At 70.8% G+C, this 15,916-nt stretch carries 14 protein-coding genes; 3 read left to right on the top strand and 11 right to left on the bottom strand.

Going from position 1 to position 15,916, the window contains the following annotated elements; all coding sequences use genetic code 11:
• The first annotated feature begins 4 nt into the window (after positions 1-4).
• Positions 5-649: a nucleoside/nucleotide kinase family protein gene (locus tag PV410_RS03020; RefSeq protein ID WP_500322107.1), complete on the top strand. Its 645-nt coding sequence runs from the start codon at positions 5-7 to the stop codon at positions 647-649.
• On the opposite strand, the gene PV410_RS03015 is transcribed toward PV410_RS03020, so the two are convergent.
• From PV410_RS03015 to PV410_RS03005, 3 genes are read right to left on the bottom strand one after another with little or no spacing between them, the layout of a single operon-like run.
• Positions 630-1,457, bottom strand: a complete 828-nt coding sequence (locus PV410_RS03015) for an HAD family hydrolase (protein ID WP_500322106.1) — start codon at positions 1,455-1,457, stop codon at positions 630-632. The genes PV410_RS03020 and PV410_RS03015 overlap by 20 nt on opposite strands.
• The gene (locus PV410_RS03010) at positions 1,454-3,877 is read right to left on the bottom strand and encodes a phosphoribosyltransferase (protein WP_500322105.1); all 2,424 of its coding nucleotides are present in this window, start codon (positions 3,875-3,877) and stop codon (positions 1,454-1,456) included. The genes PV410_RS03015 and PV410_RS03010 overlap by 4 nt, the downstream gene beginning before the upstream one ends.
• Before the next feature lie 29 nt (positions 3,878-3,906).
• Positions 3,907-5,073: an HpcH/HpaI aldolase/citrate lyase family protein gene (locus PV410_RS03005; protein WP_499511682.1), complete on the bottom strand. Its 1,167-nt coding sequence runs from the start codon at positions 5,071-5,073 to the stop codon at positions 3,907-3,909.
• 228 nt (positions 5,074-5,301) lie between these two features.
• Between PV410_RS03005 and PV410_RS03000 the strand changes: the two genes are divergently transcribed.
• Positions 5,302-6,222, top strand: coding sequence for a TerD family protein (locus tag PV410_RS03000; protein WP_500322103.1), 921 nt, complete (start codon positions 5,302-5,304; stop codon positions 6,220-6,222).
• A 25-nt stretch (positions 6,223-6,247) separates the two neighbouring features.
• Here PV410_RS03000 and PV410_RS02995 read toward each other — a convergent pair whose 3' ends face one another.
• The 6 genes from PV410_RS02995 to PV410_RS02970 all read right to left on the bottom strand — a co-directional run bounded on the left by PV410_RS02995 (position 6,248) and on the right by PV410_RS02970 (position 10,546).
• Complete coding sequence (locus PV410_RS02995) at positions 6,248-6,979, bottom strand: TerD family protein (RefSeq protein WP_500322102.1); 732 nt, start codon at positions 6,977-6,979, stop codon at positions 6,248-6,250.
• Between the two features lie 82 nt (positions 6,980-7,061).
• Positions 7,062-8,204, bottom strand: a complete 1,143-nt coding sequence (locus tag PV410_RS02990; protein WP_500322100.1) for a DUF475 domain-containing protein — start codon at positions 8,202-8,204, stop codon at positions 7,062-7,064.
• A gap of 16 nt (positions 8,205-8,220) precedes the next feature.
• Positions 8,221-8,796, bottom strand: coding sequence for a TerD family protein (locus PV410_RS02985; protein ID WP_500322098.1), 576 nt, complete (start codon positions 8,794-8,796; stop codon positions 8,221-8,223).
• 62 nt (positions 8,797-8,858) lie between these two features.
• Positions 8,859-9,434, bottom strand: a complete 576-nt coding sequence (locus PV410_RS02980) for a TerD family protein (RefSeq protein ID WP_326576404.1) — start codon at positions 9,432-9,434, stop codon at positions 8,859-8,861.
• A gap of 73 nt (positions 9,435-9,507) precedes the next feature.
• Positions 9,508-9,966: a peroxiredoxin gene (locus PV410_RS02975; protein WP_500322096.1), complete on the bottom strand. Its 459-nt coding sequence runs from the start codon at positions 9,964-9,966 to the stop codon at positions 9,508-9,510.
• Positions 9,967-10,105: 139 nt separating this feature from the next.
• Positions 10,106-10,546, bottom strand: coding sequence for a DUF3052 domain-containing protein (locus PV410_RS02970; RefSeq protein WP_026250565.1), 441 nt, complete (start codon positions 10,544-10,546; stop codon positions 10,106-10,108).
• 406 nt (positions 10,547-10,952) lie between these two features.
• On the opposite strand from PV410_RS02970, the gene aceE reads away from it, so the two are divergent.
• Entirely contained in the window at positions 10,953-13,685 is a 2,733-nt protein-coding gene (gene aceE, locus PV410_RS02965; protein WP_500322094.1) for a pyruvate dehydrogenase (acetyl-transferring), homodimeric type, read from the top strand.
• A gap of 84 nt (positions 13,686-13,769) precedes the next feature.
• Here the strand turns inward: aceE and PV410_RS02960 are convergent, their stop codons facing one another.
• Together PV410_RS02960 and PV410_RS02955 are read right to left on the bottom strand one after the other, a co-directional pair.
• Entirely contained in the window at positions 13,770-14,141 is a 372-nt protein-coding gene (locus tag PV410_RS02960; RefSeq protein ID WP_500322092.1) for a peptidase inhibitor family I36 protein, read from the bottom strand.
• Positions 14,142-14,244: 103 nt separating this feature from the next.
• Entirely contained in the window at positions 14,245-15,846 is a 1,602-nt protein-coding gene (locus PV410_RS02955) for an MFS transporter (protein WP_500322091.1), read from the bottom strand.
• Positions 15,847-15,916: the final 70 nt, after the last annotated feature.

Here is a 15,916-nt window from a genome sequence, read left to right as displayed (position 1 = left end):
CGGCATGTACGTGGATGACGTCCTCGCCCTGGTGCCCAGCATGCCAGGCAGGCGGGTGCTCCTGGGGTTGGCGGGCGCGCCCGCGGCGGGCAAGTCGACCCTGGCCCGTTCGCTGGTGGAGGGGGTCGACGCGCGGCTCGGCGCGGGTACGGCGGCGTACGTGCCGATGGACGGCTTCCACCTCTCCAACGCCCAACTGGACCGGCTCGGGCTGCGCGGCCGCAAGGGCGCGCCGGAGACCTTCGACGTGGACGGCTACGTCCACCTGCTGCGGCGGCTGCGCTCGTGGCAGGGCCACGCCGTCTACGCGCCGGACTTCGACCGGGACCTCGACGAGCCGGTCGCGGCGGGGATCGCCGTACTCCCGCAGACGCGGCTGGTGGTGACGGAGGGGAACTACCTGGCCGACGACGGCGCCGGCTGGCACGAGGTCAGGGACCTGCTGGACGAGCTGTGGTTCGTCGAGGCCGACCCCGAGGTGCGTGAGGACCGTCTGCTGGCCCGCCATGTGACGGGCGGTCGCACGGAGGCGGAGGCCCGGGCCTTCATCGAGGCCAGCGAACGGCCGAACGCGCTGCGCGTCGAGGCGACGCGCAGCGCGTGCACACGGGTGGTGCGGACCGGCGGGGTCAGCGGCGCGCCACGCTGAGCATCCGGCGCAGGATCTCCTCCCCCGCCGCGACGCCCGGCAGGGCCAGCGCGTCGACGTGGGGCGCGCCCCAGCCGGTGTCGGCGAGTTCGCCGTGGCCGGGGCGCCAGCCGGTGTGGGCGGCGAGCAGCAGTTCCGCGTCGAGGAGGGAGTCGCCCGCGGCGAGCACGTGGTCGGCGCCGGTGCGGCGGACGACCTCGGCCAGGGCCGCGGACTTGGTGAGCGGCTTGGGCACGGCGTAGATCTTGCGGCCCTGCAGCGAGACGGTCCAGCCGCGCTCCTCGGCCCACTCGGCGAGGTCCTTCACCCAGCGCTCGGGCAGCAGCGACCGCTCCACGACCAGGTACACGAACAGGTCCTCGGCGACGCGCTCCTTGCGCAGCCAGGACTCGTCGGCGGTGCGCGCCATGAACTCGCGGACCTCCTCGAGCGGCGCGCACCCCTCGGCGAGGCGGCGGCGCATCTCGGCGTTCCAGTCGTGGTCGGTGTGGCCCTTGACCAGGATGTGCCCGCCGTTGGCACAGATCGCGTACCGGGGCACCGGGCCGGGGAGGTTGATGCGCCGGTACTGCTTGCGGGTGCGGGTCGTCGCCGGGACGAACTCGGCGGCGGCCGCGAGCCGCTGGATCAGCACGGCGGCGGCTTCGGTCATGAACGACAGCGGCCGGCCCTCGTGCACCTCGACGCAGAGCAGCCGCGGCGCCTCCTCGTCGGCCACGGACAGGGCCAGGGCCGACGGCGAGTAGATGAGGGTGCGGTCCAGGTCGCTCGCGACGAGGGACTTCACGATCTCCGGGCGCTGCTTCACTTGGCCTCCACCGCCTTGCCGTCCGTGCCGGTCGCGCCCCGGGTGAAGCGCGGGTGGATCAGCCCGACGCACGAGTAGGGCAGGTCGTCCACCTCCTCCACCGGGACGCCGCGCTGCTCGGCGAGCAGCCGGATGTGCGCCAGGTCCTGTCCCGCGCCGCGCCGGGCGAGCACCCGCCACGGCACGCGGCGCAGCAGCACCCGGGTCGTCTCGCCGACGCCGGGCTTGACCAGGTTGACGTCCCCGATGCCGTACTCCTCGCTGATCCGCTCGACCGCGGCCCAGCCCTCCCAGGTGGGAGCACGGTCGGCGGACTGCAGCTCCTTGACGTCCGCGGCGACGTCGTCGGCCACGGCGGCGAAGCGTGCCGTGATCGCGTCCAGGAAGAGGCCGGAGACGTCCGAGCCGGCCAGCTCGCGGTAGAACTTCGCGCCGTGGAACTCGTCCGGGCCGATCAGGTCGGCGCGCAGCACGGTGCGCGACACCAGACCGGAGACCGTGGAGTTCAGGCACGCGGACGGGATGAGGAAGTCGTCGCGGGTGCCGAAGGTGCGGACGCACGACCCGGGGTCGGCGAGCACCGCGATCTCCGGGTCGAAGCCCCCGTACGGGGCCACCGCGTCGGCCAGTTCGCGGGTGATGGCGCCCTTGCCCGTCCAGCCGTCCACGAACACCGCCCGCGCGGGGTCGTGGTGCTCCGCCAGCCAGCGCAGGGCGGTGGTGTCGATGCCCCGGCCGCGGACGATGGACACGGCGTAGTGCGGCAGGTCCAGGCCGTGCGCGTGCCGGGCCCAGCGGCGCATCAGCACGCCGACCGGGGTGCCCGCGCGGGCCAGCGACACCAGCACGGCCTCCGGCCCGCGTTCGGCGAGCACCAGTTCGGTGACGGCGCCGACGGCGCGGGCGATCCGGCCCGCAGATTCCGCCAGCGCGGTCCGGAACAGCTCCTGGTACTCCGCGCTGGGCTGGTACTCCACGGGCAGCGACTCCGCGTAGTGCGCCCCGCCGCTCTGGATCGCCTCCTCGCGCTCCTCGGTCGGCGCCTCCAGCTCGACGTCGGAGAGGTCCTTCAGCAGCCAGCCGACCTCGTCGGGCGCGTACGAGCCGAACGCGGGACCGCGCAGCGGCTCCGGGAGCGTCGGGGCGGGCGGGCGGGGATCGTACGAGGGGACCACGGCCAGCAGGAGCCTTTCGGTGTGTCCGGCGAGCTGCGCGAGCAGCCCTCCGGGGGCGTGCAGGGCGGGCGTGTCGCCCGCGCTGTCCACGACGGCGACGATCGCGTCGAAGCCCGCGCCCGCCACGTTGTACGCGTAGCGCTCGCCGGGGCCGTCCGCCGGGTCGTCGTGGTCGGGGAAGGTGATCCGGGTGCGTATCGCGTACCCCGGGTCGTCCACGGCCAGGACCGGGGAACGCGTCGTCGTGGAGAACCGCACCTCCGCGGCGGGCAGGGTGTCCTGCAGTCCCTGGGCCAGCCGCAGCGGGGCGTACATGAGCTCCTCGTTGCCGAGCACGAGGACGCGCGGTGCCGTGCCGTCGCCTGAGAAGCGCAGGGCCTCCGCCAGGCGTGCCGCCATCGCGGGCAGCGCCGCCTCCAGCCGCGCACGGTGCGCCGGTGTGAAGCCGTGCCGCCCGCCGTCGGGGAGCCCGGCGGGCCAGTCGAGGTGCACCCGGTGGGGTGCCGCTCCCCCGGCCGGGCCGGTGGCCGGCGCCGCGGTGCCGTGGGCGGCGACCAGTGCCCGGCCGCGCTCCAGCACCCCGTCCGGGAGGACGACCGTTCCCGAGGCCAGGGCCACGACGTCGACGGTCGCGCCCAGGTCCGCGGCGAACCCGGCGAGCAGCTCGCGGTCGGCCTCCGACCGCATGTCGACCAGGGCAACCACCACGTACCGGCGGCGCGGATACCGCGTGTGCAGCGCCCGTACCGTGTTGAGCACCGTCCGGCCGGTCGAGAACTCGTCGTCAACCAGCACCAGCGGCCCGTCCCCGGCCAGCAGGCCGGCGTCCTCGGGCAGCAGCAGGTGCGAGGTCGCGTGGCTGTGCTCCTCCTCGAAGCCGCCGACCGGCTCGGTCCCGGCGACCGGGCGCCGCGTGGAGTGCAGGTACGGGGCGGTGCAGACGCCGTCGGCCACGGCGTGCCCGAGGCCCGTCGCGGTCTCGGCGTAGCCGAGCACCACGGCCCGGGCCGCCTCGTCCTCGCCCAGCAGCTCCCGCACGCGCACCCCGAGGCCGTACCCGGCGTCGTAGACGACGTGCGGGCGCTGCGGCACGTGCTTGCCCAGCACGTTGGAGACGAGCAGGTGCGCCCGCTTGGGGTTGCGGCGCAGGGCGAGGCCGAGCAGACCGCTCAGGCCGTCCCCCCGCAGGGTGACCCCGAGCCGGTCGGCGACCCACTGCCCGGACCAGACGTGCTCCACTGCCATGCTTTCGGCACTCTCCCTCTCGTTGCCGGTCACGACGGCACGCACGCGGAGAGCAGCTCGACGAAGCCGATCTCCTCACGCGCCACGCCGAAGACCTCGGCGCGCCGCACGGTGCGCTCGGCCCAGGCGCGGTGCGGCTTCACCTCGTTCATCTTGTTGGTGTAGGCCGAGCGCAGCACGCCCCCGCCGCTGCGGTCCTCGTGCAGTATGTCGACGGCGTCGCTCCACTCCTCGTGGGAGACGACGCTGAGCGCGTGCACGGGCTGGACGTGCGAGGGGTGGATGCAGGTCTTGCCCTGCAGGCCGTTCGTCCGGTCCAGTTCGATCTCGCGCAGCAGCCCGTCCATGTCCCGCTGGATGAGGGCCTCGCGCAGGTCGACGGCCTCGGGGACGAAGGGGCTCTGCCGCAGCAGCGGCTTGAACATGCGCTCGGAGTGCTTGAAGTACTCCCAGACCGGTCCGGTGATGGTGAAGCCGGTGCCGTCGGCGCGCCCGAGGACGTTGACCACGTCGGCGATGATCGAGGCGACGATGCGGACGTCGTAGGCGGTCATGTCGGGCGAGCGGCGCAACCCGTAGGCGGAGCAGAAGTCGGTGACGCCGAGCCGCAGCGCGAGCACGCGGTCGCGGTACTTGTCGACGGTCCGGGAGATGCCGTACAGCGTCTCGGTGCGGGTCTCCAGGTGGAGCAGCTGCGGGGACTCCAGGACCGGCATCGCGTACAGCCGCCGCCCGCAGTCCGCCTCGGCGGCGGCGAGGGCCTCCAGGAAGGGGACCCCGGACTCCTCGGTGAACTTGGGGAGCACGAATCCGGAGAGCAGGGACACGTCGTCGCCGAGCCGGCGCACGAGGTCGGTGATCTGGCCGGGGGTGCGGACCCGTATGAAGAGCAGCGGGGGGTCGCCGTCGGGGATCCGGTGGGCGAGATCGCCGAACTGGCGGACCAGGTTCTCCTCCGCGGCCTCGACCTCCCGGTCGTCGATGGAGTCCTCCAGGCACAGCACCATCGACACCACGCCGCGCGCGGCCTGCTTGAGCACGTCGTCGGCGAGCCTCGACCGGGTGGCCGGGCAGTAGAGGGTGGCGCCGAGGGCGACGGCGAGCGTGCCGGCCGACGAGGCCGCGGTGAACTCGGCGGGCTCCCGGTGGAAGAGCTCGTTCCGTACGTCCGGCGCGAGGTGCCCGAAGTGGCGCATGCTTTCCCCCGTGGCAGGTGGTGGTTGGAGAGAGGTGGGAAGCGTCCCCCGACGCCGTGGCCGATTATCGTACGTGCGAGCCCCCTGCGGACGTTCCCGGCGTACGTGAAAATCAGGTAACCCCCTCGGGTCCGGTACGTGTCGCCCTGTCCCCATCTTTCCCCGCCGGCGCACCCGCCGTGCGCCCCGCGTTGTGGGCGCGGCCCCCGGGAGGGCAGGATTACGCGCATGACGCAGGCGATGGTGAAGGGCTCCAACATCCCGGTGACGGCCTCGGGGGTGCGGGCGGTGCTCCGCTGGAGCCCGGGGGCGGGTGTGCCGGACGTCGACGCCTCGGCGCTGCTGCTGGGTGCGGACGGCCAGGTGCGCTCGGACGAGGACTTCATCTTCTACAACCAGCCCCGGCACCCGGGCGGCGCCGCCCGGCGCCTGCCCAAGCGCAGCGAGCCGGCCGGGCTGACGGACGCCATCGAGGTGGACCTGGCCGCACTCGAGGCGGGCGTGGACCGGGTGGTCGTCGCGGCCTCCGCGGACGGCGGCCCCTTCGCCCTCGTCTCCGACCTGACGGTGCTGCTCTACGACACGGCCGCCGGTTCCGACGCCGAGCCGCTGGCGGTCTTCGACGTCGTCCCGGACACCGGCGACGAGTCGGCGCTGATCTGCGGCGAGCTGTACCGCAGGGCGGGCGGCTGGAAGTTCCGCGCGCTGGGGCAGGGCTACGCCTCGGGGCTGGAGGCGCTCGCCACCGAGTTCGGCATCACCGTCGAGGAGGGCGACCTCGACGAGGCACCGCCGCCGCGGCCGGAGGGCGAGGCGGCCTCGGTGCCGCAGCCCGTGCCGCCGACCGTCCTGACCACCGAGCCGCCCGAGGCGTACACCCTGCAGGCCCCCGCGCCGGTGCCGCCGCAGCCCACCGCGCCGCCCGCCTACGGCTACCCGCAGGAGCCGCAGCCGACGGTGGCCGCCCCGGCGTACGGCTACCCGCAGGAGCCCCAGCCGACGGTGGCCGCCCCGGCCTACGGCTACCCGCCGCAGCAGCCCGCGCCGACCGCGGCCGCTCCCGCTCCCGCTCCCGCGTACGGCTATCCGCAGCCGATGCAGGGGTTCCGGCTGCCGCCGATGGGCCCGCAGTTCCAGGAACGCCGCTGAGCGCGCCCGGTAGGGGGCCGCGCGGTCAGACCTTGGTCTTGTAGCCGCGGCCCCACTGCAGGCCCCAGCCGTACAGCCGGTCGAGCTCGGCCTGGAAGCCGTAGACGTACTTCACCTCGCGGCGCACGGTCAGGTCGCCCTTCTTGTTCTCGATGAGCACCACGGCGCACGAGCGGGCCTGCGGTTCGCGCTCGTCGAGCAGGATCTCGATCCGCGGGCCCGAGCTGGGGAAGATCTCCACCTTGGCGTGGGTGCGGTCGAAGGCGGGCGTGCCGTCGTAGATGTAGACGAAGACGAGCATGCGCTTGAACTCGTCGTGCTTGTCGAGGTTGATGTAGAGCGTCTCGCCGGAGGAGCCGCCGAAGCGGTCGTCGCCGGTCATCTGGATGTACGGCGGGGCGTCGAGGTCGCCCAGGAAGTTGCCGAGCGGCTGGACGACGCCCTTGGTGCCGTCGGCCAGCTCGTACATGCACGCCAGGTCGAGGTCGACGTTGACCATGGCGGGGCCGGCCGCCTGCACGGGCTCCGGCTTGAACAGGTGCATCTGGCGGCTCAGCCACGAACCGCTGCGCTGGTTCCAGCCGCCGGTGTCGGAGGTGCGCATCTGCCAGGACAGGTTGATGCGCAGGTTGCCGACGGCCGCGCCCTGCTTGGACAGCGAGACGACCTGGTGCCGCCTGGTGAGCTCGATGGTGTGCGCGTTCGCCATGTCGAACTGCGCGTTGAAGCCGCCGCTCGGCCGCAGGAAGTTCCACATGTCCGTCCGTCCCCTGCACGCAGGCCGCCCCCCGCCGGTCGGCGGGGGGCGGCGTGACCCGAATGTCGTGACGAGACGGGGGTCAGACCCCGCTCGTCACCTCCGCTTTGTCGTCCCGCTGCTCGGAGCTTTCCCCGAGACGGCGGTTTCGCACCACCGACGACCAGTAGGAGGCGCCGATCAGGACGACGCCGATGAGGCCGGTGATGACCTCGTTGATCTCGAACTTGATGGTGACCAGGAGGATGACCGCCAGCGCGCCGATCGCGTAGTGCGCGCCGTGCTCCAGGTAGACGTAGTCGTCCAGGGTGCCCTTGCGGACCAGGAACACGGTGAGCGACCGGATGTACATCGCACCGATGCCGAGGCCGAGGGCGATGATGAAGATGTCGTTGGAGATCGCGAACGCGCCGATGACGCCGTCGAAGGAGAACGACGCGTCGATGACCTCCAGGTAGAGGAAGAGGAAGAACGCCGCCTTGCCCGCCAGGCCCACGGCCGAGGCGCCGCTGCCGGCCGGCTTGCCGCCCGAGCTCCGCTCCTCGAGCTCCTCGTCGGCCTCGTCGGCCTCGTCCTCCAGCTTGTCCTCGAAGTAGCTCGAGATGCCGCCGACGACGAGGTACGTGATGAGGCCGCCGATCCCGGCGAGCAGCACCGTGGAGGACTTGTCGCCGCCGCCGTGCGAGACGTCCGTGGCGAGCGTGGTGGCGGTGATCAGCAGGGCGACCAGGGCGACGACCACGGAGAGCGTGTCGAGCTTGCCGAGCTTGGAGAGCGGCTTCTCCAGCCAGGCGAGCCACGTGTGCTCACGCTCCTCGAAGATGAAGTCGAGGAAGATCATCAACAGGAACATCCCGCCGAACGCGGCGATCGCCGGGTGCGCCGACGTGACGAGGTGCTCGTACTGTTCCTTGTTGTTGATCGCCAGGTCGATGGCCTCGATGGGCCCGATCTTCGCCGTGATCGACACGATGATGATCGGGAAGACGAGGCGCATACCGAAGACGGCGATCAGAATGCCGATGGTGAGGAAGATCTTCTGCCAGAAGGCATTCATCTTCCGCAGGATGCCGGCGTTGATCACCGCGTTGTCGAAGGAGAGCGAGATCTCCAGCACCGACAGGATGGCGACGAGGGCAAGCCCCTCCGCACCCCACAGGAAACCGGCGAGGGCGAGGCCGGCGGCGGTGACACCGAACGACCAGCCGAAAGTTCGGAGGAGCACTGGATATCCAATCCCTTTACGAAACGTTGACCCCAAAGTCTAGGGCGATGCCCCGGAGGCCTGATGCATACCCCTGGCCAACGGCTCGGAACTTCCATTCGCCGCCGTACCGGTACAGCTCTCCGAAGATCATCGCCGTCTCGCTGGAGGCGTCCTCGGAGAGGTCGTAGCGTGCCAGTTCGCTCTGGTCGGTCTGGTTGACCACCCGGATGAAGGCGTTGCTGACCTGGCCGAACGTCTGGCCGCGGGCGTCGGCGTCGTAGATGGAGACCGGGAAGACGATCTTGTCGACCCGCTCGGGCACGGCCGACAGGTCCACCAGCAGGACCTCGTCGTCGCCGTCACCGTCACCGGTCAGGTTGTCGCCGGTGTGCTCGACCGAGCCCTCCGGGCTCTTGAGGTTGTTGTAGAAGACGAAGTACTCGTCGCCGAGCACCCGGCCCGAGGCGCACAGCAGCGCGCTGGCGTCCAGGTCGAAGGGCGCCCCTGTGGTGGAGCGCGCGTCCCAGCCGAGCCCGATCAGCACGTTGGTCAGATTGGGTGCGGCCTTGGTGAGGGAGACGTTGCCCCCCTTGGCGAGCGTCACGCCCATGCTGTTCTCCTCCCCCGCGGGGCTCGCGGTCCGCCGGACGCGGACCGCGAGGCCCCGGCGAATCAGACGTTGACGCCGAAGTCCTGCGCGATGCCGCGCAGGCCGGACGCGTAACCCTGGCCGATGGCCCGGAACTTCCATTCCGCACCGTGCCGGTACAGCTCTCCGAAGACCATCGCCGTCTCGGTCGAGGCGTCCTCGGTGAGGTCGTAGCGGGCCAGTTCCCTGTCGTCGGCCTGGTTGACGACGCGGATGAACGCGTTGCGCACCTGGCCGAAGGACTGCTGACGGGTCTCGGCGTCGTAGATCGACACCGGGAAGACGATCTTGGCGACCTCGGCCGGCACGCCGGCCAGGTTCACCTTGATCTGCTCGTCGTCCCCCTCGCCCTCACCGGTGATGTTGTCACCGGTGTGCTCCACGGAGCCGTCGGGGCTCCTGAGGTTGTTGAAGAAGACGAAGTGCTCGTCGGAGAGGACCTTGCCCTCGGTGCCCGTGAGCAGGGCGCTGGCGTCGAGGTCGAAGTCCGAGCCCGTGGTGGTGCGGGCGTCCCATCCGAGGCCGACGATGACGGCCGTGAGGTTGGGGGCCTCCTTCGTCAGCGATACGTTGCCACCCTTGCTGAGGCTGACTCCCACGGGTCCTCCCATGTCATCGCGTGCTGCTCGTATCAGGATCAACGCCCTGAGGTTAGTACCCGGTTCCCCAGGACTACAGGGCTTCGAGCGCCTTGACGTACTCGTTCAGGTCGCGGGCGTCCGGCAGGCCGTTGACGACGGTCCAACGGACCACGCCCTCCTTGTCGATGACGAAGGTGCCGCGCACCGCGCAGCCCTTGTCCTCGGCGAAGACGCCGTAAGCCCGGGAGACCTCGCCGTGCGGCCAGAAGTCGGACAGCAGCGGGTACTCCAGGCCCTCCTGCTCGGCGAAGACGCGCTGGGTGTGCATCGAGTCGTTGGAGACCGCGAGCAGCTGGACCTCGTCGTTCTGGAAGGCCGGCAGCTCGTCGCGGAGCGCGCACAGCTCGCCCGTGCAGACCCCGGTGAAGGCGAAGGGGAAGAAGAGCAGGACGACGTTCCTGGAGCCCTGGAAGTCGGACAGCCGCACGGTCCGGCCGTGCTGGTCCCGCAGCTCGAAGTCGGGGGCCTTTTCGCCTACGGCGAGCGCCATGGTGGACACACCTCTCCGGTGACGGTGACGGGACCCGCGGCGCGGGGCCCCGCGGCCAGTCTCGCACCGCCGCGCCGGGGCAATGCGAGGCGCCCCCGCGACGCTCGGTCACGGGGGCGCGGTGCCGGTCAGGAACGCCTCAGCGCTTGCCGGCCTTCGCCGTCTTGGGGGTCACCAGTCGACTGGCGGTCCAGTCCTTGGAGACGTTGACACTGCTGGTCTGAGCCAGGCCGGCGGTCTGCGCGGCCTCTCCGATGTCACTCGGCTCGACGTGCCCGTCACGGCCGGTCTTCGGGGTCATGAGCCAGATCTGGGCGCCCTCATCGATGGCGGACGTGGCGTCGACCAGGGCGTCGGTCAGATCGCCGTCATCATCACGGAACCAGAGGATGACGCCGTCGGCGACGTCGTCGTACTCCTCGTCCGCGAGCTCTTCGCCCGTGATCCCCTCAATACCCTCACGGAGCTCGTGATCGACGTCATCGTCGTAGCCGAGCTCCTGGACCACCTGTCCGGGCTCAAAACCAAGCCGGCTCGCCGGGTTGGTTTGCTCCTCCGCGTGGCCCGCGGTCGCGCTCACGCTCTGCCTCCTGTCATGGGGGTTGTCTTCCCGCTCCTGTGCGGGGTTATGGGCGGTAGTCCACACGGGCGCGGCGGATCGCGCAAGTACCCAGCCGCCCATCCCGCCCAAACGTTGACGTGTCACCGCAACCCGAACCGTGAGGGGTGACGTGGCTCACTCCACTATGCCAGCATTTCTCCCGAATCGGGGTTGCGGTCGGTCGTACGTCCGAGTGGGCGTAGAGTTGCGGTTTGGTCGTACGGCCACCGGACAGCCATGCGAGAGCCTCAAGAGGGTCTGGAAGAGGGGTCTGTCTCACTTAGTGGTGGTTACCACTCAGTAGAGATGACGTATCCCGAACGCGCGGTACACGATGGAGGCGGCGCGACCCAGCAGAGCAAGACCCTAGAAGCGAAGGAATAGCGTGGCTTCCGGATCAGATCGCAACCCGATCATCATTGGCGGCCTTCCCAGCCAGGTCCCGGATTTCGATCCCGAGGAGACGGCGGAATGGCTCGACTCGCTTGACGCCGCCATCGACGAGCGCGGACGCGAGCGCGCCCGCTACCTCATGCTCCGCCTGATCGAGCGAGCCCGCGAGCGGCGGGTTGCCGTGCCCGAGATGCGCAGCACGGATTACGTGAACACCATCGCGACCAAGGACGAACCGTTCTTCCCCGGCAACGAGGACATCGAGCGGCGCATCCTGAACGCGACCCGCTGGAACGCGGCGGTCATGGTGTCCCGGGCGCAGCGTCCAGGTATCGGCGTCGGCGGGCACATCGCCACCTTCGCTTCCTCCGCCTCTCTGTACGACGTGGGCTTCAACCACTTCTTCCGGGGCAAGGACGACGGCAAGGGAGGGGACCAGATCTTCTTCCAGGGCCACGCCTCCCCCGGCGTGTACGCCCGTGCCTTCCTGCTGGACCGGCTCTCCGAGACCCAGCTCGACGCGTTCCGCCAGGAGAAGTCCAAGGCGCCGTACGGCCTGTCGAGCTACCCGCACCCGCGGCTCATGCCGGACTTCTGGGAGTTCCCGACCGTCTCCATGGGCCTCGGCCCGCTGGGGGCGATCTACCAGGCCCGGATGAACCGTTACCTGCAGGCGCGCGGCATCGCCGACACCGAGCAGTCGCACGTGTGGGCCTTCCTCGGCGACGGCGAGATGGACGAGCCGGAGTCGCTCGGCCAGCTGTCCCTGGCCGCCCGTGAGGGCCTGGACAACCTGACCTTCGTCGTCAACTGCAACCTGCAGCGGCTCGACGGCCCGGTGCGCGGCAACGGCAAGATCATCCAGGAGCTGGAGTCGCAGTTCCGCGGCGCCGGCTGGAACGTCATCAAGCTGATCTGGGACCGCACCTGGGACCCGCTGCTCGCGCAGGACCGCGACGGCGTGCTGGTGAACAAGCTCAACACCACGCCCGACGGCCAGTTCCAGACCTACGCCACCGAGACCGGCTCGTACATCCGCGACCACTTCTTCGGTGACGACCACCGGCTGCGCAAGATGGTCGAGGGCCTCACCGACGACCAGGTCCTGCACCTGGGCCGCGGCGGCCACGACCACCGCAAGATCTACGCGGCGTACAAGGCGGCCCGCGAGCACAAGGGCCAGCCGACCGTGATCCTGGCCCAGACCGTCAAGGGCTGGACACTCGGCCCGAACTTCGAGGGCCGCAACGCGACCCACCAGATGAAGAAGCTGACGGTCGACGACCTCAAGCGCTTCCGCGACCGGCTGCACCTGCCGATCTCCGACAAGGAGCTGGAGTCCGGCGCCCCGCCGTACTACCACCCGGGCCGGAACTCGGAGGAGATCCAGTACATGCACGACCGGCGCAAGGGCCTGGGCGGCTACGTCCCGACCCGCGTCGTGCGCGCCAAGCCGCTGGCACTGCCGGACGACAAGGCCTACGCGGGCACCCGCAAGGGCTCCGGCCAGCAGACGATCGCCACCACGATGGCCTTCGTCCGGCTGCTGAAGGACCTCATGCGGGACAAGGAGATCGGCAAGCGCTTCGTGCCGATCGCCCCCGACGAGTACCGCACCTTCGGCATGGACTCGCTCTTCCCGTCGGCCAAGATCTACAACCCGCTGGGCCAGACGTACGAGTCCGTCGACCGCGAGCTGCTGCTGGCGTACAAGGAGTCCCCGACTGGTCAGATGCTGCACGACGGCATCTCCGAGGCGGGCTGCACCGCCTCGCTGATCGCCGCCGGCTCCTCCTACGCCACGCACGGCGAGCCGCTGATCCCGGTCTACGTCTTCTACTCGATGTTCGGCTTCCAGCGCACCGGCGACCAGTTCTGGCAGATGGCCGACCAGCTGGCGCGCGGCTTCGTGCTCGGTGCCACGGCGGGCCGCACCACCCTCACCGGTGAGGGCCTGCAGCACGCCGACGGCCACTCGCACCTGCTGGCCTCGACCAACCCGGCCGTCGTCGCGTACGACCCGGCGTTCGGCTTCGAGATCGCGCACATCGTCAGGGACGGTCTGCGCCGCATGTACGGCGAGGCCAACGAGGACGTCTTCTACTACCTCACCGTCTACAACGAGCCGATCGTCCAGCCGGCCGAGCCGGAGGGCGTGGACACCGAGGGCATCCTCAAGGGCCTGTACAGGTACCGGACCGCCGAGGCCGGGGCGATCCCGGCGCAGATCCTGGCGTCCGGCGTGGCCGTGCCGTGGGCGCTGGAGGCCCAGAAGATCCTCGCCGAGGAGTGGAACGTCCGGGCCGACGTGTGGTCCGCGACCTCGTGGAACGAGCTGCGGCGCGACGCCGTCGAGGCCGAGGAGCACAACCTGCTCCACCCCGAGGAGGAGCAGCGCGTCCCGTACGTGACGCAGAAGCTCAGCGGCTCCGAGGGCCCGTTCGTGGCCGTCTCGGACTGGATGCGGGCCGTCCCGGACCAGATCTCCCGCTGGGTGCCGGGCACCTGGCAGTCCCTCGGTGCCGACGGCTTCGGCTTCGCCGACACCCGTGGCGCGGCGCGCCGGTTCTTCCACATCGACGCCCAGTCGGTGGTCCTCGGCGTGCTCACCGAGCTCGTCAAGGAGGGGAAGATCGACCGCTCCGTGCTGAAGCAGGCGATCGACCGCTACCAGCTGCTCGACGTCGCCGCCGCCGACCCCGGCGCCGCGGGCGGCGACGCGTAACGCCGTCGTCAAAGGCCAGGGGCCCCCGTCGCGCGGTCGCGCGACGGGGGCCCCTGGCCTTTGACGGCTCCCCGCGGGCTCGTGTCACTGGTCGACGATCTGGAAGGCGCGGACCGTGTGCCGGGACTCCGGGACCCAGGTGCCGGACGGGAACGTCACGAAGTCGCCCTCGGTGGAGCACTCGGCGCTCTGGTAGGTCGTCACGAGCTTGCGGGTCCGGTTGACGAACGACTTCGCGGACGTCCCGGGCGGCAGCGGCACGCAGGAGTTGACGTCGGTGTCGGCGAGCTCGTGGACCAGGCGCGCCCCGCGGTAGTCCGGTCTGCTCCACAGGCACAGCTCCCCGGGGTCGCAGCCGCCCGCGGGGGCGGCCGTCGCGTGCGGGGCCGGGGCGGCCAGGGCCGCGGCGGCCACGACGGCCGTGGTCAGGACAAGGGTCAGGGCTGCGCTGCGCATGTGGATCACTCCCCGTGGTGGTCGGAGCTCCACGGTGAACGGCGAGGCCCGGGGCCGCCAAGGGCCCCGGGCCTCGTTCACCCGGATAGGGAATCGTCCGGCGTCAGATGTGCACCCCGCCGCCGGCGGCGTCCGCGTTGACGCCGCGCTTGGTCAGGAAGGCGATGCCCGCCGCGAAGGCCGCCACGATGCCGGCGACGGTGAAGGCCAGCCCCATCCCCGAGAGGAAGGTCTCGTTGGTGATCTTCGTGATCACCGCGACGATCTCGGCCGGGGTGTCCTTGGCGACCGGCGGCACACCGACCACGACCGCGTCGGCGGCCTGCGCGGCCTGCTCGCCCTTGAGCGGGGGCAGTCCGGCCGCGGCCCACTTCTCGGGCAGCAGGCCGTCCACACGGGACGCCATGACCGTACCGAGGACGGCGGTGCCCAGACTGCCGCCGACCTGCATCGCGGAGCCCTGGAGGCCGCCGGCCACGCCGGACAGCTCCAGCGGCGCGTTGCCGACGATGACGTCGGTGGCGCCGACCATCACCGGGGCCAGGCCGAGGCCCAGCAGCCCGAACCACACGGACATGACCAGGGTGCCGGAGTCCGCCTCCAGGCCGGTCATCCCGAACATCGCGACCGCCGTGCACACCATGCCGCCGACCAGCGGCACCCGCGGGCCGAACTTGGTGATCAGTGCGCCGGCGACCGGCGAACTGACGATCATCATCGCGGTGAGCGGCAGCAGGTGGACACCGCACTCCACCGCCGACATCCCGTGCACGTTCTGCAGGTAGAAGGTGACGAAGAACAGGCCGCCCAGGAAGGCGAAGGCCATCAGCACCATCAGCGCAGTACCCGCGGACAGCGGCACCGAGCGGAACATCCGCAGCGGGATCAGCGGCTCGGAGGCCTTGGTCTCCCAGAACGCGAACAGGACGAACAGCAGCACCGAGCCGACCAGGAAGCCCAGGGTGAGCGGGTCGCCCCAGCCCCACTCCGGAGCCTTGATCAGGCCCCACACCAGGCCGAACATCGCACCGGAGAGCGCCACGATGCCGGGGATGTCGAAGGACCGCGGCGCGTTCTCGGCCCGTACGTCCTTCAGGATGACCAGGCCCAGGACCAGCGCGACCAGACCCACGGGCACGTTGATGAAGAAGACCGACTCCCAGCTGACGTGCTCGACCAGCAGACCGCCCGCGATCGGCCCGGCGGCGGTGGAGGCACCGATGACCATGCCCCAGATGCCGATGGCCATGTTGAGCTTCTCGGCCGGGAAGGTGGCGCGCAGCAGGCCCAGTGCGGCGGGCTGGAGCAGCGCGCCGAACACGCCCTGCAGGACGCGGAGCGCGATCACCATGCCGACGCCGCTGGACACGCCGATCAGGCCGGAGGTGACGGCGAAGCCCGCGAGGCCGACGAGGAAGGTCTGCCGGTGCCCGAACCGGTCGCCGAGCTTGCCCGCGGTGATCAGCGAGACCGCCAGGGCCAGCATGTAGCCGGTGGTGATCCACTGGATCTGCTCGCGGGAGGCACCGAGGTCGGCCTGGATGGCCGGGTTGGCGACGGCGACGATCGTGCCGTCCAGGGCCACCACCATGACGCCGATGGCGACCGAGAACAGGGTCAGCCAGGGGTGGCCGCGCAGGGGCTTCTTGGAAGGCGCCGGTATCGAGTCCGGGCCCTTGTCGGTGACGACGGAGGCTTGGGTCATGGGCAAGAGATTATGTCAGCCCCTGACATTTGACCAAAGCAGTCATCCGTCGGTAACTGTCAGGAGGGCA

Origin of the sequence: Streptomyces sp. PA03-5A (genome assembly GCF_033792725.1) — a bacterium.
GTDB lineage: Bacteria > Actinomycetota > Actinomycetes > Streptomycetales > Streptomycetaceae > Actinacidiphila.
This window is presented reverse-complemented; position numbering and strand designations above follow the sequence as displayed.